At 61.4% G+C, this 23990-nt stretch carries 24 protein-coding genes, 2 tRNA genes and 2 pseudogenes; 11 read left to right on the forward strand and 17 right to left on the reverse strand.

Annotated features, from left to right (window positions below; translation table 11 throughout):
* Positions 1 to 4 precede the first annotated feature (4 nt).
* Together pfkB and ptsP are read right to left on the reverse strand one after the other, a co-directional pair.
* Entirely contained in the window at positions 5 to 925 is a 921-nt protein-coding gene (gene pfkB, locus V3W40_RS04845) for a 1-phosphofructokinase (RefSeq protein ID WP_065924095.1), read from the reverse strand.
* Positions 926 to 3784 carry a phosphoenolpyruvate--protein phosphotransferase gene (ptsP, locus tag V3W40_RS04850; RefSeq protein WP_137212604.1) on the reverse strand — a complete coding sequence of 953 codons (2859 nt, stop codon included), beginning with the start codon at positions 3782 to 3784 and terminating at the stop codon, positions 926 to 928.
* A 294-nt stretch (positions 3785 to 4078) separates the two neighbouring features.
* Between ptsP and cra the strand changes: the two genes are divergently transcribed.
* Both cra and V3W40_RS04860 read left to right on the forward strand, forming a co-directional pair.
* Positions 4079 to 5074 carry a catabolite repressor/activator gene (gene cra / locus V3W40_RS04855; RefSeq protein ID WP_065938491.1) on the forward strand — a complete coding sequence of 332 codons (996 nt, stop codon included), beginning with the start codon at positions 4079 to 4081 and terminating at the stop codon, positions 5072 to 5074.
* 2 nt (positions 5075 to 5076) lie between these two features.
* Positions 5077 to 5853, forward strand: coding sequence for a TatD family hydrolase (locus V3W40_RS04860; protein ID WP_330214538.1), 777 nt, complete (start codon positions 5077 to 5079; stop codon positions 5851 to 5853).
* Here V3W40_RS04860 and V3W40_RS04865 read toward each other — a convergent pair.
* The 6 genes and pseudogenes from V3W40_RS04865 to V3W40_RS04885 all read right to left on the reverse strand — a co-directional run bounded on the left by V3W40_RS04865 (position 5800) and on the right by V3W40_RS04885 (position 12178).
* Positions 5800 to 6231, reverse strand: coding sequence for a hypothetical protein (locus V3W40_RS04865; RefSeq protein WP_065924091.1), 432 nt, complete (start codon positions 6229 to 6231; stop codon positions 5800 to 5802). The genes V3W40_RS04860 and V3W40_RS04865 overlap by 54 nt on opposite strands.
* Positions 6232 to 6357: 126 nt before the next feature.
* A complete protein-coding gene (locus V3W40_RS34660; protein ID WP_442962820.1) occupies positions 6358 to 7098 on the reverse strand; it encodes a methyl-accepting chemotaxis protein in 741 nt (246 codons plus the stop codon).
* Positions 7099 to 7215: 117 nt separating this feature from the next.
* Positions 7216 to 8355: pseudogene (locus V3W40_RS34665) on the reverse strand (HAMP domain-containing protein); the annotation flags it as partial.
* A gap of 214 nt (positions 8356 to 8569) precedes the next feature.
* Positions 8570 to 9406, reverse strand: a complete 837-nt coding sequence (gene ampE, locus V3W40_RS04875; RefSeq protein ID WP_330214540.1) for a regulatory signaling modulator protein AmpE — start codon at positions 9404 to 9406, stop codon at positions 8570 to 8572.
* Positions 9403 to 9966 (reverse strand): 1,6-anhydro-N-acetylmuramyl-L-alanine amidase AmpD, encoded by a 564-nt coding sequence (gene ampD / locus V3W40_RS04880; protein WP_065924088.1) that lies wholly within the window; start codon positions 9964 to 9966, stop codon positions 9403 to 9405. Before ampD ends, ampE begins: the two co-directional genes overlap by 4 nt.
* 61 nt (positions 9967 to 10027) lie before the next feature.
* Positions 10028 to 12178, reverse strand: coding sequence for a DUF1631 domain-containing protein (locus V3W40_RS04885; protein WP_330214541.1), 2151 nt, complete (start codon positions 12176 to 12178; stop codon positions 10028 to 10030).
* A 244-nt stretch (positions 12179 to 12422) separates the two neighbouring features.
* On the opposite strand from V3W40_RS04885, the gene nadC reads away from it, so the two are divergent.
* Entirely contained in the window at positions 12423 to 13271 is an 849-nt protein-coding gene (gene nadC / locus V3W40_RS04890) for a carboxylating nicotinate-nucleotide diphosphorylase (protein ID WP_027604881.1), read from the forward strand.
* A gap of 7 nt (positions 13272 to 13278) precedes the next feature.
* Here the strand turns inward: nadC and V3W40_RS04895 are convergent.
* From V3W40_RS04895 to V3W40_RS04915, 5 genes and pseudogenes are all read right to left on the reverse strand, one after another.
* Positions 13279 to 13368: pseudogene (locus tag V3W40_RS04895) on the reverse strand (outer membrane lipoprotein carrier protein LolA); the annotation flags it as partial.
* Between the two features lie 21 nt (positions 13369 to 13389).
* A complete protein-coding gene (locus V3W40_RS04900) occupies positions 13390 to 13695 on the reverse strand; it encodes a DUF6388 family protein (RefSeq protein ID WP_027604882.1) in 306 nt (101 codons plus the stop codon).
* A gap of 164 nt (positions 13696 to 13859) precedes the next feature.
* Positions 13860 to 13932, reverse strand: a tRNA-Thr gene (locus V3W40_RS04905).
* Positions 13933 to 13980: 48 nt separating this feature from the next.
* The gene (locus V3W40_RS04910; RefSeq protein WP_330214542.1) at positions 13981 to 15381 is read right to left on the reverse strand and encodes an O-antigen ligase family protein; all 1401 of its coding nucleotides are present in this window, start codon (positions 15379 to 15381) and stop codon (positions 13981 to 13983) included.
* Between the two features lie 35 nt (positions 15382 to 15416).
* Positions 15417 to 15827, reverse strand: coding sequence for a pilin (locus tag V3W40_RS04915; RefSeq protein WP_027604884.1), 411 nt, complete (start codon positions 15825 to 15827; stop codon positions 15417 to 15419).
* A 202-nt stretch (positions 15828 to 16029) separates the two neighbouring features.
* Here V3W40_RS04915 and V3W40_RS04920 point away from each other — a divergent pair, with 202 nt between their 5' ends.
* Genes V3W40_RS04920 through yacG form a run of 4 tightly spaced genes read left to right on the forward strand, consistent with a single transcriptional unit; the run spans position 16030 to position 18918 of the window.
* Positions 16030 to 17238: a type II secretion system F family protein gene (locus V3W40_RS04920; protein ID WP_330214543.1), complete on the forward strand. Its 1209-nt coding sequence runs from the start codon at positions 16030 to 16032 to the stop codon at positions 17236 to 17238.
* Complete coding sequence (locus tag V3W40_RS04925) at positions 17235 to 18101, forward strand: prepilin peptidase (protein ID WP_323145753.1); 867 nt, start codon at positions 17235 to 17237, stop codon at positions 18099 to 18101. Before V3W40_RS04920 ends, V3W40_RS04925 begins: the two co-directional genes overlap by 4 nt.
* Positions 18098 to 18721 carry a dephospho-CoA kinase gene (gene coaE / locus V3W40_RS04930; protein WP_330214544.1) on the forward strand — a complete coding sequence of 208 codons (624 nt, stop codon included), beginning with the start codon at positions 18098 to 18100 and terminating at the stop codon, positions 18719 to 18721. Before V3W40_RS04925 ends, coaE begins: the two co-directional genes overlap by 4 nt.
* Positions 18718 to 18918, forward strand: coding sequence for a DNA gyrase inhibitor YacG (gene yacG / locus V3W40_RS04935; protein ID WP_065924082.1), 201 nt, complete (start codon positions 18718 to 18720; stop codon positions 18916 to 18918). Before coaE ends, yacG begins: the two co-directional genes overlap by 4 nt.
* Here the strand turns inward: yacG and V3W40_RS04940 are convergent.
* From V3W40_RS04940 to V3W40_RS04950, 3 genes are all read right to left on the reverse strand, one after another.
* Entirely contained in the window at positions 18915 to 19130 is a 216-nt protein-coding gene (locus V3W40_RS04940) for a hypothetical protein (protein WP_003171680.1), read from the reverse strand. The genes yacG and V3W40_RS04940 overlap by 4 nt on opposite strands.
* 75 nt (positions 19131 to 19205) lie before the next feature.
* Positions 19206 to 19895 carry an energy-coupling factor ABC transporter permease gene (locus V3W40_RS04945; protein ID WP_065924081.1) on the reverse strand — a complete coding sequence of 230 codons (690 nt, stop codon included), beginning with the start codon at positions 19893 to 19895 and terminating at the stop codon, positions 19206 to 19208.
* Entirely contained in the window at positions 19892 to 20359 is a 468-nt protein-coding gene (locus tag V3W40_RS04950) for an FAD/FMN-containing dehydrogenase (protein WP_065948455.1), read from the reverse strand. The genes V3W40_RS04945 and V3W40_RS04950 overlap by 4 nt, the downstream gene beginning before the upstream one ends.
* Positions 20360 to 20463: 104 nt before the next feature.
* Here V3W40_RS04950 and V3W40_RS04955 point away from each other — a divergent pair, with 104 nt between their 5' ends.
* From V3W40_RS04955 to V3W40_RS04965, 3 genes are read left to right on the forward strand one after another with little or no spacing between them, the layout of a single operon-like run.
* Complete coding sequence (locus V3W40_RS04955) at positions 20464 to 21093, forward strand: DUF1780 domain-containing protein (protein WP_027604891.1); 630 nt, start codon at positions 20464 to 20466, stop codon at positions 21091 to 21093.
* A gap of 53 nt (positions 21094 to 21146) precedes the next feature.
* Positions 21147 to 21320: a DUF3094 family protein gene (locus V3W40_RS04960; RefSeq protein WP_016976295.1), complete on the forward strand. Its 174-nt coding sequence runs from the start codon at positions 21147 to 21149 to the stop codon at positions 21318 to 21320.
* A 60-nt stretch (positions 21321 to 21380) separates the two neighbouring features.
* Positions 21381 to 22679: an NAD(P)/FAD-dependent oxidoreductase gene (locus V3W40_RS04965; protein WP_065924079.1), complete on the forward strand. Its 1299-nt coding sequence runs from the start codon at positions 21381 to 21383 to the stop codon at positions 22677 to 22679.
* 131 nt (positions 22680 to 22810) lie between these two features.
* Here V3W40_RS04965 and V3W40_RS04970 read toward each other — a convergent pair.
* A tRNA-Pro gene (locus V3W40_RS04970) sits at positions 22811 to 22887 on the reverse strand.
* 242 nt (positions 22888 to 23129) lie between these two features.
* Here V3W40_RS04970 and V3W40_RS04975 point away from each other — a divergent pair.
* Entirely contained in the window at positions 23130 to 23990 is an 861-nt protein-coding gene (locus V3W40_RS04975; protein ID WP_033901916.1) for a ParA family protein, read from the forward strand.

Raw genomic sequence — 23990 nt, forward strand, 5'->3', positions numbered from 1 at the left:
CCTCTTATTGTTCTGTCAGCGGGCGTACAGCGACGCCGCTTTCAAGACGCGCCAGCTGCGCGGCGTCGCGGATGCCGAAACCGATCTGTGTCACCGCCATGGCGGCAATTGCCGTGGCGCGACGCAGGGTTTGTTCAGGCGCTTCAGACTCAAGCAAACCATGGAGCATCCCGGCCAGCAGCGAATCGCCGGCACCTACCGTACTGGCCACCGTCACCTTGGGCGGCGTGGCATGCAGGGTGGTGGCCCGGCTGTACCAGCTCACGCCCGCGGCACCGTCGGAGACGACCACATGTTCAACACCCTGCTGATGCAGTTGGCTGATGACGTTGGTGGCATTGCCCAGGGCATCGGCGAGCTCTTCGGTATTGGGTTTGATCAACCACGGGGCCGCCTTGAGACCGGCACGCAGCGCCTCGCCGCTGGTGTCCAGGGCGACTTTCAAGCCCAGACGCTTCAGGTGTTCCAACAGCCCCTGCAACCACTGCGGGCTGACGCCACAGGGCAAGCTGCCGGCGACGACCACCGCATCATGGCCCGGCGCAATGCGGGTCAATTGGTCGAGCAACGCTTGCTGCGCCTGCTCACTGACCAACGGCCCCGGCGCATTGATGTCGGTGACCCGGCCGTCCTGCTCGGCAATCTTGATATTGCTGCGGGTTTCGCCGGGCACGCGGATAAACGCGTCGGCAAAACCACGTTGTGCAATCAGCGCCTCGAAGGCTTGGGGATTGTCCTCGCCGAGAAAACCGCCCACGGTCACTTGATGGCCCAGGTCGGCCAAGACTTGCGCCACATTCACGCCCTTGCCGGCGGCATGGGTGAGCAGGGTTTCGCTGCGGTTGACTTCACCCGGTTCCAGGCGCGCCAGGCGTACCGTCAGGTCCAACGCCGGGTTCAGCGTCAGGGTCAGAATCCTTGCCATCTACACGGCCTCCACAAGGGCACGCACTTCGGCGGGCGAACCCACCGCCAGTGCTTTTTGCGCCAGGCCCTGGGCCTCGCTCAGACTGAATTCACGCACCCGCGCCTTCACTTCGGGAATGCTGCGGGCCGACACGCTCAACTCATCCACACCCAGGCCGACCAGCACCGGCACCGCCAGCGGGTCCGCCGCCAGTTCGCCGCACACGCCGACCCATTTGCCATGGGCATGGGCCGCACGCACGGTGATGTCGATCAGTTGCAATACCGCCGGGTGCAGGCCATCGGCCTGGGCCGACAAGGTCGGGTGGCCACGGTCGATGGCCAGGGTGTACTGGGTCAGGTCGTTGGTGCCGACACTGAAGAAGTCCACTTCCTTGGCCAGCACCGGCGCCAACAGTGCGGCGGACGGCACTTCGATCATGATCCCCAGTTGCAGGTCGGCCACCGGGATTTCCAGGCGCAGGCGTTCGGTCATGTCGCGGGCGGCACGCCATTCATCCACGCTGCCGACCATGGGGAACATGATGCGCAACGGGCGGTTATCCGCCGAGCGCAGCAGTGCGCGCAATTGCGCTTCCATGATCTGCGGGCGTTGCAGGGTCAGGCGAATACCGCGTACGCCGAGGAAGGGGTTTTCTTCCTCGGCAATCGGCCAATACGGCAGCGGTTTGTCGCCGCCCACATCGAGGGTGCGCACCACCAGCGGGCGGCCACCGAGGCCGTCGAGCACACGGCGGTACTCGGCTTCCTGGGTGGCTTCGTCCGGGGCTTGGGGGTGGGCCATGAAAATCAGTTCGGTGCGCAGCAAACCAATGCCTTCGGCGCCCTGCTCCACGGCGCTGGCCACACCGGCGCTTTCGCCGATATTGGCGAACACTTCCACGGCGTGACCATCACGGGTCAGCGCCGGTTCGTGGCGCTGGGCCGAGGCGGCCTGCAAGCGTTGCTCACGGGTATCGCGCTCGACGGTGGCACGTTGCAGGGTGGCTGCATCGGGGTCTACATGCAGGCGACCGCGCTGGCCATCCAGCAACAACGGCGTGCCGGCGGCCAGCAGCAATACCGCCGGGCCGGCACCGACCAACGCGGGAATACCGAGGGCCCGCGCGACAATAGCGCTGTGGGCCGTCGCGCCGCCGCGGGCGGTGAGGATGCCGGCGACGCGGGCCGGGTCCAGGCGCGCGACGTCGGAAGGGCCGACTTCGTCCATCACCAGGATGTAGGCTTCGCTCGGTTCCTGGGCGGTTTCAACGCCGCACAATTGCGCCAGCACCCGGCGACCGATGTCGCGCAGGTCGGCGGCGCGCTCGGCAAGCAAGGCATCCTGCAACGATTCCTGCTGCTTGGCGGCGGCTTCGATCACGCTCATCCACGCCGCTTGTGCGCTTTCACCTTGCTTGAGACGGGTGTCGACTTCGTCGGTGAGTTCCGGGTCGTCGAGCATTTCCTGGTGGGTGATGAAAATCTCGCGGATGGCTTTGGCCTGGCTGCGTTCGATCAGGCCCTGGATATCCCGGCGCACATCGGCCAGGGCATCTTGCAGGCGCTGGCGCTCAATGGCCGAGGACTCGCCGCGCAAGGGGTAATCGAACACCTGTTGAATCTGGATATGTGCAGGGCCAATGGCAATGCCCGGCGCCGCGGCGATGGCCTGGAGCTGGCTGCCGGCCTGTGGCGCGCTGATCACTGGCGCAATATCAAGGGCTTCGGGCTGTGCGCTCACGGTCGGCAGTGGCTCGACCTCTTCGCCCAGGCCCTCTTCGACGGCGGCCAGCAGCGCGGGCAACGCATCGCCGGCAATCGTCGGTTCAGCAACAAATTCCAGCACCTGGCCACGCCGGGCGCCAAGGCTCAGCAGCTTGCTCAGGCTCTTCACCGACACGGCGCCTACCGGGCCGTCAACGATGCGCACGCGGATGTCGCCTTCAAAACTTTTGGCCAATTGCGCGAGGATCTTCGCCGGCCGTGCGTGCAGGCCGTGGGCGTTAGCCAGGGTGATGCGGGCGCTGGGCCAGTCAGGTGGCAGCTCACCGCCGAGCACTTCGAGCACCGCGCGGCTGCTGGTGGCGCGCCCCAATTCCTGGCCACGGCCTTCAATCAACAAGGCGCACAAGCGTTCAAGCAAGGCCTGATGGGCTTCACCCAGGCTGGCCAGGCAGAACAGGCCGTTAAGGGGCTGGCCCAGATAGCGCATGGGCTTGTCGGGCGTAACAAACGCCAGGCCCGGGCGCTTGACCGTCTGCTCGCTGTGCAGCCACCACAGGCCATCACCCAGGGGCAACGCATCGACCTGTTGCAGCACTGCGGCAAACCCATTGCTGACGCAATCGGCCTGGCGCAGCAGGCGTGCGCCTCTCCAGACAAGCTCTTCGAAGTCATCGGCAGACACGCCCAGGCTGATCATCTGCGCGTCCAGCGCCAGCTCCTGGGGTGCGCCCTGCAGCAGTTTCAGCAAGGCTTCAGCCGTGCCGGCGCGACGCAGCGCCTGGCCCAGGTCGGTTTCACCGAGGGCGCGGGTGAGCAGTTGCAGCAGGCGCAGGTGTTCGTCGGATTTGGCGGCAATACCAATGGCCAGGTACACAATCTGCCCATCGCCCCAGTCCACGCCTTCGGGGAACTGCAACAGGCGCACACCGGTGGAAAACACCTGGTCGCGGGTTTCGGGGGTGCCATGGGGGATGGCAATACCTTGGCCAAGAAAGGTCGAGCCTTGGGCTTCACGGGCTTGCAAGCCGCTGAGATATCCCTCGGCGACCAGGCCATCGGCCACCAGTTTGTCAGCGAGCAGGTGCAAGGCAGCAGACTTATCCACAGCCACCTGGCCCATGGATATCTGCTCTACAGTGAGCTCAAGCATGCCGTTCTCCTAGTTAGTGCGATGGACGCACTAGGTATTGTTTTGAATAAAACAGTGTAATGGTGTTCCGGACTAGCTGACTGAGCAGTCAATTGGCAGTAGGCACTCAGTGGCTAACGTCGTAAAAATACGCTGGCTGAAACGTTTAATCTAGAATTTATGGCAGGTTACGCGTTAATTGCGCATCCTTGAAGGACCACTCGGCACTTGAGCTGGGACATTAGTCGTGTGCAGGAATCGGTTACGATTGGACAAAATGTCGGGGCGAGCTCCAAAAAACAAGGAAATCCCGGTTTGAAACTCAGTGATATCGCACGTCTGGCCGGTGTGTCCGTGACCACCGCCAGCTATGTCATCAATGGCAAAGCCGCACAGCAACGCATCAGCAGCGCGACCGTCGAGCGCGTGCGTGCGGTGGTCGAAGCCCATGGCTTTACGCCCAACCCCCAGGCCGCCGGGCTGCGCAGCCGGCATACCCGTACCCTGGGGTTCATCCTCCCGGACCTTGAAAACCCCAGTTACGCACGCATCGCCAAGCTGCTGGAGCAAGGTGCACGGGCCCGCGGCTATCAGTTGCTGATCGCCAGCTCAGACGATGAAGCCGACAGCGAGCGCCAACTGCTGCAACTGTTCCGCGCCCGCCGTTGCGACGCGCTGTTCGTCGCCAGCTGCCTGCCGGCCAGCGATGACAGTTACCGCGAGCTGCAAGCCAAGGGTTTGCCGGTGATTGCCATCGACCGGGTGATGGGGGCGGACCAGTTCTGCTCGGTGGTCAGCGACGACCGCCAGGCCTGCCAGCAACTGACCAGCAGCTTGCTGCAACCGTTGCCCAAGCAGATCGTGCTGATTGGCGCGCGGCCCGAGCTGAGCATCAGCCAGGAGCGTGCGGCCGGTTTCCGTGAAGCGCTTGACGGTTTCACCGGCGAGGTCATCGTCGAACACGGCGAAGCCTTCAGCCGCGACTGTGGCCGACAGCTGATGGAGCAACTTCTGCATCAACTGGGGCACTTGCCTGACGCCTTGGTGACCACGTCCTACGTGCTGCTGCAAGGCGTGTTCGACGCACTGCATGACTTCCCGCTCAAGTCACGCCCGCTGCGCCTGGGCACGTTTGGTGACACCCAGTTGCTGGACTTCCTGCCGCTGCCGGTCAACGCCATGGCCCAGCAACATCAGCTGATTGCCGACACCGCCCTGCGCCTGGCCCTGGCCGCCATTGAAGAAGAACAGTACCAACCGGGCGTGCACGCCATCGGCCGGACCTTCAAGCAGCGTATCCACGAGGCCTGAGCGTGGAACTGATCGACACCCACACCCACCTGGACTTCCCGGACTTCGACAGCGATCGCCGGGAAGTCCTCGTCCACAGCCGTGAGTTGGGCGTGCGGCGCATGGTGGTGCTGGGGGTGTATCAGCAGAACTGGCAGCGGCTGTGGGATCTGGTGCGGGCGGATGCCGGTTTGTTCGCGGCCTTTGGCCTGCATCCGGTGTACCTCGATGAGCACAAGCCCGCCGACCTGATGGAGTTGGGCGACTGGTTGACCCGCCTGCGCGGCCATCGACAGCTCTGCGCGGTAGGTGAGATCGGCCTGGATTACTTTCTCGAACAGCTGGATCGCGAAGGCCAGCAGGGCCTGTTCGAAGCCCAGCTCAAACTGGCGGTGGACTTCCAACTGCCGGCGCTGCTCCACGTACGCCGCAGCCACGCGGCCGTGATCGCCACGCTCAAGCGCATCCGCCTGCCACGGGGCGGCATCATCCACGCGTTTGCCGGCAGCCGGGAAGAAGCCCACGAATACATCAAGCTCGGGTTCAAGCTCGGCCTGGGCGGCGCAGCCACATGGCCCCAGGCCCTGCGCATGCATAAGGTGCTGGCACAACTGCCGCTGAACGCGGTGGTACTGGAAACCGACGCCCCCGACATGGCGCCGGCCATGTACCCGGGCCAGCGCAACAGCCCGGAGCACCTGCCGGCGATCTGCACCGCCCTGGCCGAGCGCATGGGCACCAGCCCCCTAGCGCTGGCCGAGGCGAGCACACGCAATGCGTGCGAGCTGTTCAATTGGTAGTACCGGGGTCACCGCTTGCAGGTTCAAGGTCATTCGCTGCCGATGACGGACATAGCGCAGCACCAGGAAGTGCACCAGCAGCACCATCAATGACACGTTGAGCTGCCCGACCACACTGATCAGGCCAATCCACTCCGTCACCAGCGCCACGATCAGCACCACGCACGTCAGCACGGCCATGCTCGGGCGTACCAGCGCCCAATGGTCCAGCGCCTTGAAATGTCGCAACTGCCGGGGGCAGTTCAGCTCCAGGACGCGCTGGCAATACGGGCAATCAAAGGGTTCTTCAATGGCGATGGCATTTAACTGCCAAGGCTTGAGTTCGAACGTGATGTCGCAATGGGCGCAGTGCCCCTTGACGCCGACTGCAGTGGTCATTGTCATGCCTCCCTTGGACCTTGATTGAGTGACACAAATTTTCACTCATTCACCCGCGCAAAAAAGGTACTTCAGGAAATCAGGACAGGCACTACACCAACACAAGACCAATCCTACACCACCGCCTTACACACGAAAGGCCCCGATCAGTTGCTTCAACTCGATCACCTGTATCGACAGCTGCCGGCTCGCCGCTTCAGTCTGATGCGCGCCTTGGGCAGCATGCTCGCCGGCACGATTGATTTCGACGATATTCTGGTCGATGTCATGGGCAACGGCGGTCTGCTGCTCCACCGCTGCGGCGATCTGCTGATTCTGATCGACGATCATGCCCACGGCACCGAGGATATTTTCCAAGGCTTGCTGGACCTTGTCCGACTGCTCCACGGTGCCGCTGGCCATTTCATGGCTGCTGCCCATGGCCTTCACGGCCGCCGCCACTCCGCTGTGCAGGCGGCTGATCATTTGCTCGATTTCTTCGGTGGAATGCTGGGTCCGCCGGGCCAGGGTTCGCACCTCGTCGGCCACCACGGCAAAGCCGCGTCCCTGCTCACCCGCCCGTGCGGCCTCGATGGCCGCATTGAGTGCCAGCAGGTTGGTCTGCTCGGCGATGCTCTTGATCACCTCCAGGACGCTGCTGATGGACTGGCTGTCGGTGGCCAACTGGTTGATCACCCTAACCGACTGGTCGATCTCCGAGGCCAGCCGCGCAATGCTGCCCTGCTGGGATTGCACCAGGCCACGGCCATTGACGGTTTCATCGTTGACGCTGTGGGCACTGCTGACCGCCGCCGCGGCACTGCGCGCCACTTCCTGGGCGGTGGAGGACATTTGGTTCATGGCCGTCGCCACCTGCTCAATCTGCATGCGCTGGCCAGAGACCGCCTGATTGCTCCGGGCCGAGACCGTTTCCACTTGGCCGGCCTGCAACTCGACCTGGCTGACGGTATGCCCGACGCGCTCGATCAAATCATGGATTTTCGCCACGGTGCCGTTGAACACTTGGCCGAGGTCGCCCAACTCATCGCGGCTTTGGGCAACAAAGGTAACGGTCATGTCGCCGGCGGCCACCTTGTCCATCATCGCCCCCAGGCGCCGTAACGTGGTGCGCGTAGACGCGTAGAACCCTGCATACAGGTAGAAGATCAGCAAAAACACCGCCGTCAGCGCCGAGACCAGCACCACCATGTGCGTACGGTTCTGCGCCAGGCGCTGCTCCAGCTGCTGCCCGAGGAACGTCAGGGTGGCGTCATCGAGCTGATAGGTGTGCTCCATCAATTGGCTGGCGCTGTCATAGAAACCCTGCCACGGCGCGTCAAGGGTTTCGGCCATCACCACCTGCTCTTCAAACAATTCACTGCCGTGCTTGAGGCTGGCGTTGCTGGCCTTGGCCAGGCTGTCGAGCGCCGCGTGCGCGGCGTTGCTGGAGCCCAGGACGTCCTGCAATTTCAAGGCGTATTCGCCCTGGAGCTTTTCCAACTGTTGCAGCAGTTCGTCGAAGCGGGTACTGGAAGATGAGTTGAGAAAACCCTGGCCCAGGGAGTAGGCCCCCATCGCCCGGCCTTCTCCCAGGGTCTGGGTGACCTGCGGGGTGACACTGGTGATCAGCTCGCTGAGCTGGCGCAAGTCACTCTGGGGGTCGCGGCTCAAGCCGGACTGGCTGGCAATGATCTGGCTGAGCATCTGTGCCTTGTTGAGCAACTTGCCGATCAACGCACTTTTGCTCTGCAGCGAGCTTTCCTGTTGCTGGGCCTGGAAGGCCGTGATCAGTTCGTCACGCTTACCTTCAAAGGCAGCGATTTGCTCAGGTTCGGCAGCCATCGGGTTGAGGCCTTGCAGACGGGCGAGCACGCTCTGCTCCAAGGCGCTGATCTTGCCCTCAAGGTCAGCGGCCTTGCCGGACTGACCGAGCGTTGCGTTGATCTGCACCTGGTTATTGAGGGTTTCCAGGTCACGGCGCAGGACCAGGCTGCTGCCGAGCAAATCCAGGCTTTGCAGCTCGACACGGGTGCCCTGGAATTCGCGCCAGGAATCACGCACCAGGTAATAGTTGGTGGCCAGCATCGGCAGCAGGAACAGCACGCTGATCAGGCTGAACTTCAGGCCGAAGCTAAGACGGTTCATCAGCGCGACGGCGGGATAGAGCAAGCTCTTCACAGGTGACCTCCCCTTTGTTTTATTTTTATTCAGGCGCAGGGCGGCGGCAGAAAGCCACTATTTGGCGCTCTGTCTGTATAGCTCAATTTGAAAGGGAGTTTTGTAACGTAAAGTTAACGAGTGAGGGTGGCAGGGGGCTGCTGCGCAGCCCGTCGCGGGGCAAGCCCGCTCACCACAGGAATCAGGGGAGCACGGTCCAGATCGCAAACGCGGCATACCACAGCACCGCCGCACGCAGCAGCAGTTCCCACAGGCGATCCAGGCTGTTGATACCGTCTGCACCCACTACGGGCGGTGGGATTTCAGCGGCGACCAGACCGACTTTTTCCACCAATTGCGCGGCGCTGATGTCCCAGCTCAGCAACTCGTGGAGCATGACACGGCTGACCGCGACGAAGTTGCCCACCAGCGCAAAACTGGCCGCCAGCAGGCGCACCGGCAGCCAGTCGAACGCGTGACGCAATTGCCCGGCGCGCTCGGCCACCAGCGGGTTCTGGCTGTGCTCACTGGCGAGCGCCAGCAGCCGATAGGCCAGCGCAGCAACCGGCCCTAACAGGAAGTACCAGAAAATCACGGCGAAAAAACTCTGGTAGGCCTGCCACAACAGATGACCCTGGACGCGCTCCAGCAGTTGCTCGCCGCTGTCGGCGCCCAACTTCAGGTCACGCTCGGCCACATGTTCGGCCGCCTGCAGGTCACCACGGCGCCAGGCATCGCGAAATGGCCCCAGCCCAGCCAATAGATCGCCACGGCCCAGGCTGTAGATCACCACCAGCAAGTGCACCGGCAGCGCCAACAAACCATAGGCCACCGGTTCCAGCACCAGCAGCAACAACGCCAGCAACGCCACCGGCAGCAACACCAGCAGGACCAGAATCAGCCACGGCTGCTTGCCCATGCGCGGGCTCGACTCCAACTTGGCCAATTCTCGCAGCCAGCCGCCATCACGCTGCAACCGCTGGCGCAGGGCCGAGAACTTCTCGATCCACACGGCCAGCACCAACACCAGAAAACTCATCGTGCGTGTCCTCCATCCTGCAGGGCGCTGCGAAAGCGCGCCCAATCAAAAGCGGGGCCGGGATCGGTCTTGCGCCCCGGAGCGATATCGCTATGGCCGCAGATACGCTGCGGCGTAATACCTGGATAGGCTGCCAGCAACTGCCGTGTCAGGTCGATCAGCGACACATACTGGGGGTTGGTGAACGGCAAATCATCCGTACCTTCAAGCTCTATGCCCAGGGAAAAGTCATTGCACGTCTCACGCCCTTCGAAACACGAGACCCCGGCGTGCCAGGCCCGGTCTATACAGGACACAAACTGCGTCACCGTGCCATCGCGCTCAATCAGAAAATGCGCAGACACCCGTAGGTCGGCAATCCCTTCAAAGTAGGGATGTTCCGTGACGTCCAGGCGGTTCTGGAAAAACTCCTGCACTTTGCCGGTAGCGAACTGCGCGGGCGGCAGGCTGATGTTATGCACCACCAACAGTGAGATTTCGCCTGCCGGGCGCTCGTTGAAGTTGGGTGAAGGGCAATGGCGAATGCCCTGGCACCAGCCGCTGGCGGGGTCCAACTGCATACAGGATCCTTGAACGTGACTAAGTGTGACCAGTATGCCGCGTTCGACCCCGTGGTTGCGATCACTTGCCGCGATTGAGTTGACGCAGCTTGCCCACCACCGCCGCCAGCGCCCGCTCGAACAGCGGCTCGTCGTCGAGGTGATGCAGCGCGCCACGTTTGAGCGCCATTGCCAGTTGGCCCGCACTTTTCTCCAGAACCTTGAGCCCGGTACGGCCGACGAAAACGTAGGTGTTGGCCGGCGCCATGATCGCCGTCAGCTTGCACCGCAGGGTGCCTGCCGGGCCCTGCTGGAACACGATCCAGTCACCGACTCGCAATTGGTGCACCTTGGCCAGGTCCGGATCATCCTCCGGCAGGCCCTCGACGGGATCGAGCGGCAGTACGCTGAACACAAAGGGTTCAAGCACTTCGAGCCATCCATCGCCACCCTCGGGCGGCCGGACATGCAGGGTCTGCAAGCGCACAAAAAAATCACGGGTGCTGAAGGAGTCGAATGCAGCGCTGGTCAACCCGTCGCGCAGTGCCTTGAGCAACCCGGGCAACTGCTCCAGCAAGTGCACCCCGGCTTCAGTGTCTGCCGGCAGGCTGACACTCCAGATCAGCTCATCCATGGTGCGCAGCCCTGCTTGCCATTGCACCGACTGCTCGCCGTGCTTGAGGCTGGCCAGCAACAGCACCTGGCTCCAGGCCTGTTGCAGGAACTGCACCACCGCCTGCGGCAAAACCTTGCCCAGCATCCGTCGATTCAGTACCTCGGCCACCCGTGCCCGCGCCGCTTCTGTGCGCACGCGCCCTTCTTCAGCATGGCGGGTGTGCTGTTCAAGCAATTCGCTGCGACGACGCTCATCGGCAGTGAACGCAGTGAATTCAGTCAGCAATTGGGAAAAAATCGCCGGGTCTTCAACAAACTCATTGAGTAAACGCTGAACCACCTGCTCTATGCGCAGGTACAGGCTGTCGCGCTGGAAGTCATCGACCGGGCTCCAGCCCATGGCGGTGGTAGCGATTTCATTCAACAGGCGCCGCGCCGGATGACCGGGGCGACTGAAAAAACTCTTGTCCAGCACCGCCACTTTCAGCATCGGGATCTGCAGGCGGCCGATCAAGGCCTTGAAGGCGTCCGGCACTGCGCGGTCATTGAGGATGAATTCGAACAGCAGGGCGATCAGGTTGATCACATCTTCATCCGCATCCTCCACCACCCGCGACTTGCCACTCTTGACGCTGACGCGGGTAAGCAACTGCTCGAGCTGGTTACGCAGGTCGAAATCATCCTCGGCTTCCGGCTCCGGAACGTACTGCTGCAAATGGGATAACAGCCGCAGCAGATCGCGGGTGGCGATGGGCTGGGGTTCGGCACTGGCTTCAAGGGTAGGCGACACGCTACCGCGCACGACGGTCAACAACGCCTGCAAGGCGCTGAAGGCTTGCTGGCCATTTTCGTCGACGTGTTGGTCGGTGCTCGGCAATACCTCTTCACGCTGATGATCACGGGCGGCACGGCCACAGGGGCGGCGGGACGGCGCGGCCTTGAGTTCCGGCAACACGCCGGTCGCGACCAGCAGCTGATTGGCTTCACCGTACAGTTGGTCAGCATCACTGAGTACGTACTTTTCAAACAGCTTGAGCATGATCAGCTTGACGCGGATCTCCACGCCCAGGCTACGCCCGGCACGCAGGAAAAACTCGCACAGCAGCGCCGGACCCAGGGGGTTTTCATAGTCGTCCAGGCGATTGCCGAGCAAGACACTCAGGCGTGCCGTGAGTTGCGACAGCGCCAGACCGTCGCGGTGGCGCACCCGGCCCAGCATGGCTTCAAGCGCGACGGCTTTTTCCAGGTCATCCTTGGACGTGCCTGAGGCCGCGTCATAGGACACCACCGGCACCAACTGAAGTTCACCACGGCCCGCCAGCCTCAGGTTGCCAAAGGCTTCGAACAGCCGCTCCATGAACACACGCTCGAAATTCTTGCGCTTGAGGCGCAGGTCGCGCATGGCTTCAAAGAAGATATGGTGGTCCACGTTGTTGCGGGCCTTGTCGGCCATTTCGAACAAGGTGTCGTCGGCGTTATCGAACAGTTCCTGTAAACCCTGCTGCAACTGCTGCGCCGCCTTGTCGCGAACCTGCAGCAGCACCACCGGCAGGCGCGCGAGCGGCGATGGCGTGGCTTGTGCCTTGTTGATTGGCACCACCTTTCCGTCATTGTGCATCCTGGCCTCCTGAAACGGCGGTAAAGCGTTGGGGAAAGATCGGGTACAGGCCCAATAAGGCTGTGGATAACCGGTTATCACCAGGACGTCAAAGCTATGACGCCAATTGCAAGGCGCGAGATTATCTTGCAAATGAGTGCCGTTGCGCCAGCAAACTCTGACATTGCGCTGTAAATGAGTGGTGAGCCTGGGTTCAAACGCACGCTGCCCCTATAATCGGGACACTTTGTTTGTGGAGCCTGATATGCCGAACCTCCGTCTAGCCGACCTCACCGCCGAAATCGAAGCCAACGTGCGCCGCGCGCTCCTGGAAGACATCGGCAGCGGCGACATCACCGCACAGTTGATCCCGGCCGAACGGCTGGCCACGGCCACCATCATTACCCGCGACGCCGCCGTCATCGCCGGCACTGCGTGGGTGGATGCCGTATTCCGCCAACTGGACCCACGGGTCGCCGTGCACTGGCAGGTGGCCGACGGCGAACGTGTCAGCCCCAACCAGGCACTGTTCCATCTGGAGGGGCCGGCGCGTTCGCTGCTCAGTGGCGAGCGCTCTGCCCTGAACTTCCTGCAGTTACTGTCCGGGGTCGCCACCCGCGCCCGGTTCCTGGCGGATTTTGTCGCCAGCACCCAGGTCAAGCTGCTGGACACTCGAAAAACCCTGCCCGGCCTGCGCCTGGCGCAGAAATACGCGGTGACCTGCGGTGGCTGCCACAACCACCGTATCGGTTTGTATGACGCGTTCCTGATCAAGGAAAACCACATCGCTGCCAGCGGCGGGATTGCCCAAGCCATCAGCGCCGCCCACAAGATTGCACCCGGCAAGCCGGTGGAAATCGAAGTGGAGAGCCTGGACGAACTGCGCGAAGCGCTGGCGGCGGGCGCCGACATCGTCATGCTCGACGAATTGAGCCTGGAAGATATGCGTGAAGCCGTGCGCCTGAACGGCGGCAAGGCCAAGCTGGAAGCCAGCGGCGGGATCAATGAAAGCACCCTGCTGCCTATCGCGGAGACGGGGGTGGACTACATCTCCATTGGTGCGATGACCAAGGATGTGAAGGCGGTGGATTTGTCGATGCGCCTCAGTATCTGAGCACCTTAACTGTAGGAGCGAGCTTGCTCGCGAAAAACCTGAGAACGCCGCAGGGAACCAGGCAGCCCGCGTCATCGTTAGCGATTTTCGCGAGCAAGCTCGCTCCTACAAGCTGCGTCTAAACGACCAGGTCATTCATCTCGCAATACTCTTCCCATTCGACACCCAGCACCTCGGCCGCCTCTTTGTGCAAGGCCAGCCGTGCCGCTTCGAACTCTTCCGGCGTCGAGGTGTACTTGAGGGTCAGTTCCCAAGGCTGGAAGCCCTGGCTCTCGGCCTCGTCCTCAAACGCCCACTGGATCTGGTCGCGCTGATCATCGGCGCTCAGGTCCTTGATCTCTTCTTTGAGCTGCGGCGATTCCTCAAGGTATTTTTCGAGGGCTGCTTGATGCCGAACTTCCTGGGTCATTTCAGTCGTGGTCATGTCGTTCTCTTAGATCGAGGAATGGGGATGCATCTGGGTCATCAAGGTTGCGCAGATACAAAAGAGCGGGCACACGTGCCAACTCGTCTGGCCTTCAGAACCATTCTGGGATCATCTGAAAACATTGCCTTTGAAGCACTGCCGCTAAAAAAGTAGCGCCTTTTTGCCCGAGACAGGAATCGAACCTGCGACCTTCGCGTTACGAGTGCGCTGCTCTACCAACTGAGCTACACGGGCGGTGGACTAAAGCTAGCACCGCATCGGGCGTCCGGCAACTTGCACCCTTCAACGAGCAATCACCCCCTGAGCCCAGAAGCGTGGTTGCAGGTAATTACCTTTGCGGTCCTGGTACTGCTGCTGGGCTTGTTGGAGGTGAGGCACATCGCGCACCGCGATAAATACCAACAGACCAACGGCCAACACACCCAAGGCTTTCCATAGGTTCCGCGCCAACGGCAGCACAGCGCTTGCTGGCACGCGCAACTCATGCAGCGCCATCAGCCAGCCCACCATCAGCGCCAACCAGACCTGGGAGTTGGGCATCACGATCACGCCATCGACCATGGCCTGCACCAGCGTCCCCACCAACGCCGCAAACAGGCACAAGCGCAGCAGGTCAACCCGCGCGGCGGACAGCGCTCGCTCGCGTAGCACAGCCAAGGTGGTCCAGCCGCCTCGCCATGCCAACACCGCCACGCACAGCGCCGAGGGTACACCCCACTCGCTGGCCCATTGCAGGATCGCCTGATGGGGATGAGCGGCAATCCTGTTGGCAATATCGGCAAAATGCATCGGTCCGTAACCAAGCCACGGTCGCTCGACGAGCATATGCCACGCCTGCCACCAGATCGGGCCCCGTCCCGACAGCGAAGTGGTGAGGCGATCCGCGGCATCACTGGTGAGTTCAATCCCCAGGTAATCCGCCAGCCCCGTGAATATCAGCCAATACAGCAACAGCCCAACCAACACCGCGACCAATTGCCAGCCCAGCCAGCGACGCCCCCATGGCCCAAGCAGCGCCAACACCACGCCCGCCACGCCCATGCCAAGCCAGGTACCCCGCGTACCGCCGCTGATTGCTATCAGCCACCAGACACACAGCAACGCAAACACCATCCCCCGCAAGGCGCGGGAGACATTGGGTATCAGCAAAGGCAGCGCCAGCAATGGCAAGGTAAATGTCTGAAACTGTCCGTAGAAACGCTTGTTGGAAAAGCCGGAGAGCAGTCGGTCAGGATCCAGCATGCGCTCGCCGCTGGTGAACGCCAGCGTACCGGCATACAGATACTGGACCGACTTGATCAGGCACAGCAACACCACAACCAGGATCAGCACGCGATCCAGAGGCTCGCCGCCGTGACGACGAAGCAGGGCAAAGGCGACGGCAATCGCCGCGCAGCTGACAAACAGCGCCACTTCGGTAAGCGCCCATAGGGGCTGATGGGCCAGCGTCGACGACAGCAGGCCCAGCCCCACAACCAGCACCACGCCCCAGGCAGTGGGCCTGTCTACCCAGGGTTCAGTGGAGGTAACCGACAACCCATACAGCACCGCGCAAAACCCGATGGCAATTTGCATGACACGCTGTAGATCATGCCCGCCGAACGGTGCACAGATGCCGACACTCAACAGGCACACCGCTGCTACCAGGAAAACACCGCCTCGCTGCTGTACGGATAACACCATCGGCCACCTCTACTTCCCTGTGGATGGTTTAGCAGTTATGCGCCGTCGGCGCCGCAGCCCTTGCTGGCATATTTCGCTTCAGCGGTCGTCGCGCACTTCCAGCCGGCGGCGCTGCGGACCAGGGTGATGGTCTTGCCCAGCACCGGTGCCGGTGCGTCGAGTATTTCGCAGCTGATGGAGCCCGCCCCCGTGGCCACATCGCCTGCCACGTCGATCTTGCAGTTGGCCGTAGGGCTGGTGCCGCCGATCAAGGCCACGGTAGGTACGGTGCCCTGGTTGATGGTGTCTTCGTAACCAGCCTTCAACGCGGCAATTTCAGCCAGGCCGGCAGTGAACTTGGCCTTGGCCTGGTGGGTGGTGTACATGGGCAGGCCGATGGTGGCCAAAATGCCGATGATTGCCACGACGATCAACAACTCGATCAAGGTAAAGCCTTTCTGACGTATCACATTCACTCTCCAGAATAGAACTCATGACAAGGCGCGTCCTGCACCCCGTTTTTGCAACGGCGCCAGTGTACTCACCCGCAAGCGGCCAATCGCGCTCAAGACGCACATTCTGACATTTTTATCCCGCGCCATCGGCATGCCCGAATCCGTCACCTGACTAAGCTATAAATCTTCGACAGCCTGTATGCGGAACCGCGACATGGACAACGCTTCAACGACTTACGCCTGGGAAGGCATCGACCGCAAAGGGCGCAGGGTGTCCGGGCAAACCAAGGGGCACAACGCAGCCCTGGTCAAGGCACAACTGCGCCAGCAAGGGATCAGCCCCGGTCGTGTGCGCAAGCAATCCCCGCTGCCGCCAAGCCTCACCCCATCAGTCAAAGCGGCTGACATCACGCTGTTCACGCGCCAACTGGCTACGTTGCTGAAGGCTGGGGTTCCACTCCTGCAAGCCTTCGACATCATCAGCGAAGGCGTCGACAATCGCGCTGTGCGTGAGCAGGTGCTGGGACTTAAACAGGCGATCGCCGCCGGCAGCAGCCTGGCTGAGGCATTACGCAAACAACCGCGTTATTTCGATGAGCTGTACTGCAACCTGGTGGCCGCCGGCGAACAGGCCGGGGCGCTTGAGACACTGCTGGAAAGGGTGGCGATCCACCGGGAAAAGAGTGAACAGCTCAAGGCCAGGATCAAAAAGGCCATGACCTACCCCATTGCTGTCCTGGTGGTTGCCAGCCTGGTCACCGGCATACTGCTGGTCCACGTGGTACCGCAGTTCCAGGCCCTGTTCGCCGGAGTCGACGGCAAACTGCCGGCATTTACCTTGCACGTGATCGCCCTGTCGGCGTTCATGCAGCACGCATGGTGGATGCTGGTATTGGGCATAGTCGCGGGAGCCGCTGGGCTGCGCCAGGCCTATCGGGCTTCGTCGGGCTTTCGCTACTGGCTGGACACAGGTTTGTTGAAAGCGCCCCTGGCAGGCAAACTGCTGACAAAATCCGCCGTGGCCCGCTACGCCCGCACGCTCTCCACGACCTTCGCCGCCGGTGTTCCACTGGTCCAGGCATTGGATTCAGTCGCCGGCGCCGTGGGAAACGACCCGTTCAAACAGGCAATCGAACATATGCGTCACGATGTATCCAACGGCATGCAACTGAATCAATCCATGCTCAACAGCGGCCTGTTTCCCGGCATGGCGATCCAACTGACGGCGATCGGCGAAGAGTCGGGCACCCTGGAACACATGCTGGAAAAGGTCGCCAACCACTATGAGGCTGACGTGGACAACCAGGTCGACAACCTCACCAGCCTGATGGAGCCATTGATCATGGTGGTGCTGGGGGGCATCGTCGGCGCGCTGGTCATCGCCATGTACCTGCCGGTCTTCCAGCTGGGGAGTGCATTTTGAGCCTGCTGCTGAACGAGTACCCATTGGCCTTTGTCACCATCGCGCTGGTACTGGGGCTGATCGTCGGCAGTTTCCTCAACGTGCTGGTCTGGCGCCTGCCAAAAATGCTCGAACGGGAATGGCGTGACCAGGCCCATGAAGTGCTCGGCTTGCCTGCCGAACCTGGCGGGCCGACCTACAACCTGATGCACCCCAACTCATGCTGCCCACACTGTGACCATCCCATCCGGCCGTGGGAAAATATCCCACTGCTCAGCTACCTGATGCTCAGGGGGCGCTGCGCCCATTGCCAGGGAGCCATCAGCCCCCGCTACCCTTTCACGGAACTCGCCTGTGGGTTGATCTCGGCCTGGGTTGCCTGGCATTTCGGCTTTGGCTGGCAGGCCGCAGCGGTGCTGGTGTTGAGTTGGGGGTTGCTGGCAATGAGCCTGATCGACGCAGACCACCAGTTGCTGCCTGATGTGCTGGTGCTGCCATTGCTGTGGCTGGGGCTGATCGTCAACAGCTTTGGATTACTGACGACATTACCCGACGCACTATGGGGCACCGTGATCGGCTACATGAGCCTGTGGAGCGTGTTCTGGCTGTTCAAGCTGGTCACCGGCAAAGACGGCATGGGCCACGGTGATTTCAAGTTGCTGGCCTTGCTCGGCGCCTGGGGCGGCTGGCAGATATTGCCGATGACACTGTTGATGTCGTCGCTGGTAGGGGTGTTTGTCGGGTTGATCCTGATGCGCCTGCGCAAGACCCTGGCGTCCACGCCGATGCCGTTTGGTCCGTATCTGGCAATTGCCGGCTGGATTGCATTGCTCTGGGGTGGTCAAATAACCGACTTCTATTTGCAGTCTGTCGGTTTCAGATGACCACTCCTGTTGCAACACCTTGGATTCTCGGCCTCACCGGTGGCATCGGCAGCGGTAAAAGTGCGGCAGCCCAGCACTTTATCGACCTGGGCATTGACCTGGTGGACGCCGATCACGCCGCGCGCTGGGTGGTCGAACCCGGCCGGCCGGCGCTGGCCCGCATCGCCGAGCATTTTGGTGCTGGCGTATTGCAGCCCGACGGCCAGTTGAACCGCGCCGCGTTGCGCAAGCTGATCTTTGAGGTGCCCGAAGAGCGCCGCTGGCTGGAAGCCTTGCTGCACCCGTTGATTGGCGAGGAGATTCGCGGTCACCTGGCTCGCGCCCGCTCGCCTTACGCGATCCTGGTGTCCCCGCTGCTGATCGAATCCGGCCAGTACAGCATGACCCAGCGCATCCTGGTGATCGACGTGCCGCAATCGCTGCAAATTCAGCGTACCCTGCAGCGCGACGGCATCAGCGAACAACAGGTTCAGGCAATTCTCAAGGCACAGTCCAGCCGTGAAGACCGCCTGAACCATGCCGATGACGTGCTGGTCAATGACCAGGATCTCGCCTGGCTGCACAGCGAGGTCGAGCGACTGCACCACTTTTACCTTACTTTGCGTGGAGGCCGATCATGAGCCAACCCTTGACCGTCGACTGCCCAACCTGCGGTGCACCCGTGGAATGGAATGCAGCCTACCCCAACCGGCCGTTCTGCTCGGACCGTTGCAAACTCATCGACCTGGGCGCGTGGGCCGCCGAGGAACACAAGATTCCCGTGGCCCCGGATGCCGAAGACGAGCTGTTTTCCGAAGACTTGCCGCCGCGCCACTAAGGCCGCATAAAGGCGTATTCCTGCTGGTCGTCGAGGTTTTCTGCGAGGTATTGCAGCTCGTCGGCCAGGTCTTCGAAACTGCGTACGCCCTTGCTCTGCTGCACCACCGCGCTGAGCATGGCGCGCAGGGTCAAGCCCGGGTCGAAACCGATTTCCTGTGCCGCATCCTGGCTTCTGCGCAACTCCTGCCGTGCCCACTCGTACACACTCATGATTCGTGCTCCCGCCTTGCCTAGGAAAATTTCGCAGAGCATGGGCCTGCTCGGCTGCGCGGGATTTGATCTGGGTCAACGCTGCGATTCGTCATCCTTCCAGGGCGCCGAGAGGTAGCGTGTGCGGTTGAATGTCTCCAGCCATTCCGGACAAAACACCACCAGGGCGCTGATCACCATGCCGTTGATAAAGGCTTCGGGGAAGATGATCAGCCACAGGTAGCCAACGAAATCCTCCAGCCATTCCGGCATGGCAAAACGACCGTCGAACCACAGCAACCCCAGCCCCAGCAGCAGGCAAAACAAGGCCGACAACGCGGCAGCAAAAAAACCGGAGCAGAAGATATACACGAAGGGATTGCGTGGCTGCGCTCGCTCGACCACAAGCGCACAGCCCTCGGTGACCAGCACCGGCAGCACGACCAGCAGCAGGCCATTGATGCCAAGGGCTGCCAGGTCCTGGCGTCCAAGCAGCATTAACCCGAACTGGGCGGCAAAACCACCGACGATGGCCAGGGGCCAATCCAACAGCAGGGTTACGGCGGTCATACCGATAAAGTGGTAGGACACACCGGTGTCGAAATCCCGTCGTACCAGCCACAACATGAACAGTGCGAACACCGTACCGAACAACAAATGCTGGCGCCGCCGGTCGGCAAACAACTCGACCCATGGCGAGCGCAGGATCGCCCATAGCAGCACCGGTGCATACAACAGCCAGCCGATGCCGAGGGTTGTGGGCGCCAGCACTGCGGCACTGATCACGGCTTCACCTGCTCCAGGGCCTGGCGCAGTTCGGCAGCAGTGCCGTATTCATGTTGAGAAACCAACGTACCGTGATCCAACTGCAGCCACAGCACTTTATCCGCCGCCGCGGGATAACGCGGGGCGATACGTGCGTCACGGTCCAGCATGACGCGGTAGTTGTAGGATTGCATGGCCGGCACCGCAAACAATTTGGCGATCAGTCGAGGCATGCGCTGGATGTCAGCGACGAACACGGCATGCCGCGCTTCGAGGTAGCCTGCAGGTTGGCCTTGCAGCGCCGCGTCGACCAGCTTGGCCGCGTCCATGCTGCGCGCCACCAACAGAATCCGTGCCTGGTTATCGAGGGTATAGGCTTGGTCGAATTGATCGAGCAAGGTCCAGGGAGCGAGGCGTTCGCCCACTTCAACAGCCTGTGCCCATACCGGCAAAAGACTCAGCAACAGCACCACCAGACACTTCACTGCACGCTCCTCATTCGGGGGAATTACGCTTGAGAGGCCAGTCTACACCCTGGCTTTTGCAGCAGGACTTCCTGCGGTCATCATTTGGACGCTAAGCTGCAGGCATGGATGACTCAGATTATTTGCGCCTGCTCACCGTAGCAGCCGAACAAGCCAATGCGTTCCTGTCCAATGCCCGCAAATGGGAGCGTGAGCGTTGGGTCTGCCAGCGCCTGTTGCAAGGCTTGAATGTGCCCTACCGCGCCGAAGAGTTTCACCCCGCCGGGCAAGAACCGCCCGATGTGTTGTTTCGCGATGCCAGTTTCGAGGTGTTTTTCGTACTCGATGAAGGGCGCCGCCTGAACGACGAATGGCGTGACGAGCTGTTGCGTCGACGCAGTGCATTCTCCCTGAGCCAGCTGGTGCGGCGCGAAGCCAAGCCGCGGCGCATCCCCGCCCATGAATTCCTGCTGCGCCTGGCGCCCACGTTGCGCAAGAAGGCCCATAACTACAAAGAGCGCGGGATGGACCTGGGCGAATTGGATATCGTCGCGTTCACCAGCCTCAAGCGCGAAGTGCTCGACCTCAACAGCCACTTCCCCCCACCCACCGAATACTTGCGCCAGGGCTGGCGCTCGCTGTCGCTGGTGGGGCCGACATTTGCCCGGGTGCTGTTCGCCCACCCGGACGCGCCGGATTTCTTGCGCAACAACCTGGGGCGCAGCATAGTGTTCGATGTGGGCATCAGCCTCTGATCCCCCACTGTAACGTGGCGCCCTTTTGCAACGTCTACCTGACGAGGCCTTATATGACCAGCCGCCTGAACCCCGACGACCAACAGCATGTCGAAGAGTACCTGCAACTCTCCCAGAACCGAGTCGAGCGCAAGCCTTTCCGGCCGTGGCTGCTCCTTGGTGTGGTGCTGGTGGTGGTGATCGGGCTCGGCCTGCTCAGCCGCCTTTTGAGTTACCTGACGCTATGAGCTGCCTGGCGCTCGCGGGGGTAACTGCTCCGATTTCCTTTAGCCTTGCGAGATACCCCCATGACCCATCGTATTATTATCGTCGGCGGCGGCGCCGGCGGCCTGGAGTTGGCTACCCGCCTGGGTAAGACTCTGGGCAAGCGCGGCACCGCCAGCATCACGCTGGTGGACGCCAACCTCACCCATATCTGGAAGCCTTTGCTGCACGAAGTCGCTGCCGGCTCACTGAACTCCTCGGAAGACGAACTCAATTACGTCGCCCAGGCCAAATGGAACCACTTCGAGTTCCAACTGGGGCGCATGAGCGGGCTCGACCGCGAACAGAAGAAAATCCAGCTGGCCGCCACCCTCGACGAAGAAGGCCGCGAATTGGTGCCTGCACGCGTGCTGGGCTATGACAGCCTGGTGATTGCGGTAGGCAGCACCACCAACGATTTCGGCACCGAGGGCGCGGCGCAGCACTGCCTGTTCCTCGATACCCGCAAGCAGGCCGAGCGTTTCCACCAACAGCTGCTCAACCACTACCTGCGCGCCCATGCCGGGCAGACCGATGTGGTGGAAAAGATCAGCGTCGCCATCGTCGGTGCGGGTGCAACGGGCGTCGAACTGGCCGCAGAGTTGCATAACGCGGCCCACGAGCTGGCGGCGTACGGCCTGGACCGCATCAAGCCGGAAAACATGCACATCACCCTGATCGAAGCCGGCCCTCGTGTACTGCCTGCCTTGCCGGAGCGGATTGGCGGGCCTGTGCATAAAACCCTGGAAAAGCTCGGGGTGACGGTGCTGACCAACTCAGCGGTCAGCGAAGTGACCGCCGACGCATTGATCACCAGCAGTGGCCAGGTGATTCCTGCCAGTCTCAAGGTGTGGGCCGCCGGGATTCGTGCCCCGGCTTTCCTCAAGGACATCGATGGCCTGGAAACCAATCGCATCAATCAACTGCAAGTGCTGCCGACGCTGCAAACCACCCGTGATGAAAACATCTTCGCCTTTGGCGACTGCGCCGCGTGCCCGCAACCGGGCACCGACCGCAATGTGCCGCCACGGGCCCAGGCCGCGCACCAACAGGCCTCGTTGCTGGCCAAGTCATTGAAACTGCGTATCGAGGGCAAGGACCTGCCAGCGTACAAGTACACCGACTATGGGTCGCTGATCTCGCTGTCGCGTTTCTCGGCGGTGGGTAACCTGATGGGCAACCTGACCGGAAGCGTGATGCTGGAAGGCTGGCTGGCGCGGATGTTCTATGTGTCGCTGTACCGCATGCACCAGATGGCACTGTATGGCTTCTTCCGCACGGCGATGCTGATGCTGGGCAGCAAGATTGGACGCGGGACTGAGCCGCGCCTGAAACTTCACTGACAACAGAGTCCCTGGTGGGACTCGGTCAATGTGGGAGGGGCTTGCTCCCTTCCACATTAGTATTGTGTTGGAGTTGAGATAATTTAAGGCAAAAAAAATCCCCGTATCTTTCGATACGAGGATTTTTAATATGGTCGGGGTAAGGGGATTCGAACTCCTGACATCCTGCTCCCAAAGCAGGCGCGCTACCGGACTGCGCTATACCCCGGTAAAAAAAAGGCGACCTTTCAGTCGCCTTCTTCGATCAGCGCTTTTGGCCTCTGATCTTAAGATTCGATTCCAGCGTTAACTGGTCTCAAAAATGGTGGGTCGTGTGGGATTCGAACCTACGACCAATTGGTTAAAAGACAATTGGTTCTAGTGCTTCAAAGCTCAGGATCGTGTTCGCTACACATAGCTATTTCCGTGGCCTCGCAGCCTCTAATGAACCCACATTAGAGGCTCCAAACCATGAAAATCACTGCGGTCGTTTCGACCAAGGGCGGCGTAGGCAAAACCACTATTGAGGCCAACCTCGGCGCATTCTGCGCGGACGCCGGCCTTCGCACACTCCTTATCGACCTGGATCCTGCTCAGCCCTCCCTTTCTTCGTATTACCAATTGGTAGATGAAGCCCAAGGCGGCATTTACGATCTGCTCGCGTTCAACATCACCGACTCAGCCAAGATCATATCCAGCACCGCGATTCCAAACCTGTCGTTGGTGATCTCCAATGACATCAACAACCAGCTGAACAGCCTCCTCCTGCAGGCTCCCGACGGACGGTTGCGCCTCGCCAACCTGATGCCGGCATTCAAAGATCATTTTGACTTGGTACTGATTGACACTCAGGGCGCCAGATCGGCCATGCTCGAAATGGTGGTCCTAGCCTCTGATTTGGTCATATCTCCACTTCCACCCAACATGCTCGCTGCACGGGAGTTCAGCCGGGGAACCATGCAGATGTTAGACGGCCTTCGCGCCTATGGGCGCCTGGGCATGAAAATTCCTCCCGTGCGGATCGTCGTCAACAACCTCGACCAAACCACCGACGCGCAGATGATCGAGCAGTCAGTACGGGAAATATTTCAGGACAATGACGAAATCAGCGTTCTGGAAAGCATCATCCCCACCGCTGTGGTCTTTCGTAGCGCTGCATCCCAGGGCCTCCCAGTACATCGCCTGGAATACCGGCAGCCTTCCAACCGCATATCCCCTGCAGCCCTTGTCGTCATCCGCCAATTGGCCATAGAGCTCTTTCCAGAATGGCGGGACCGTTTTGAGGCCATGACCGAGGAGAAGGTAGCAAAGTTGGTGAGGGAGGATCGTTGA

The sequence above is a fragment of the Pseudomonas sp. AM8 genome (assembly GCF_036346475.1).
Taxonomy (GTDB): Bacteria; Pseudomonadota; Gammaproteobacteria; order Pseudomonadales; family Pseudomonadaceae; genus Aquipseudomonas; species Aquipseudomonas marginalis.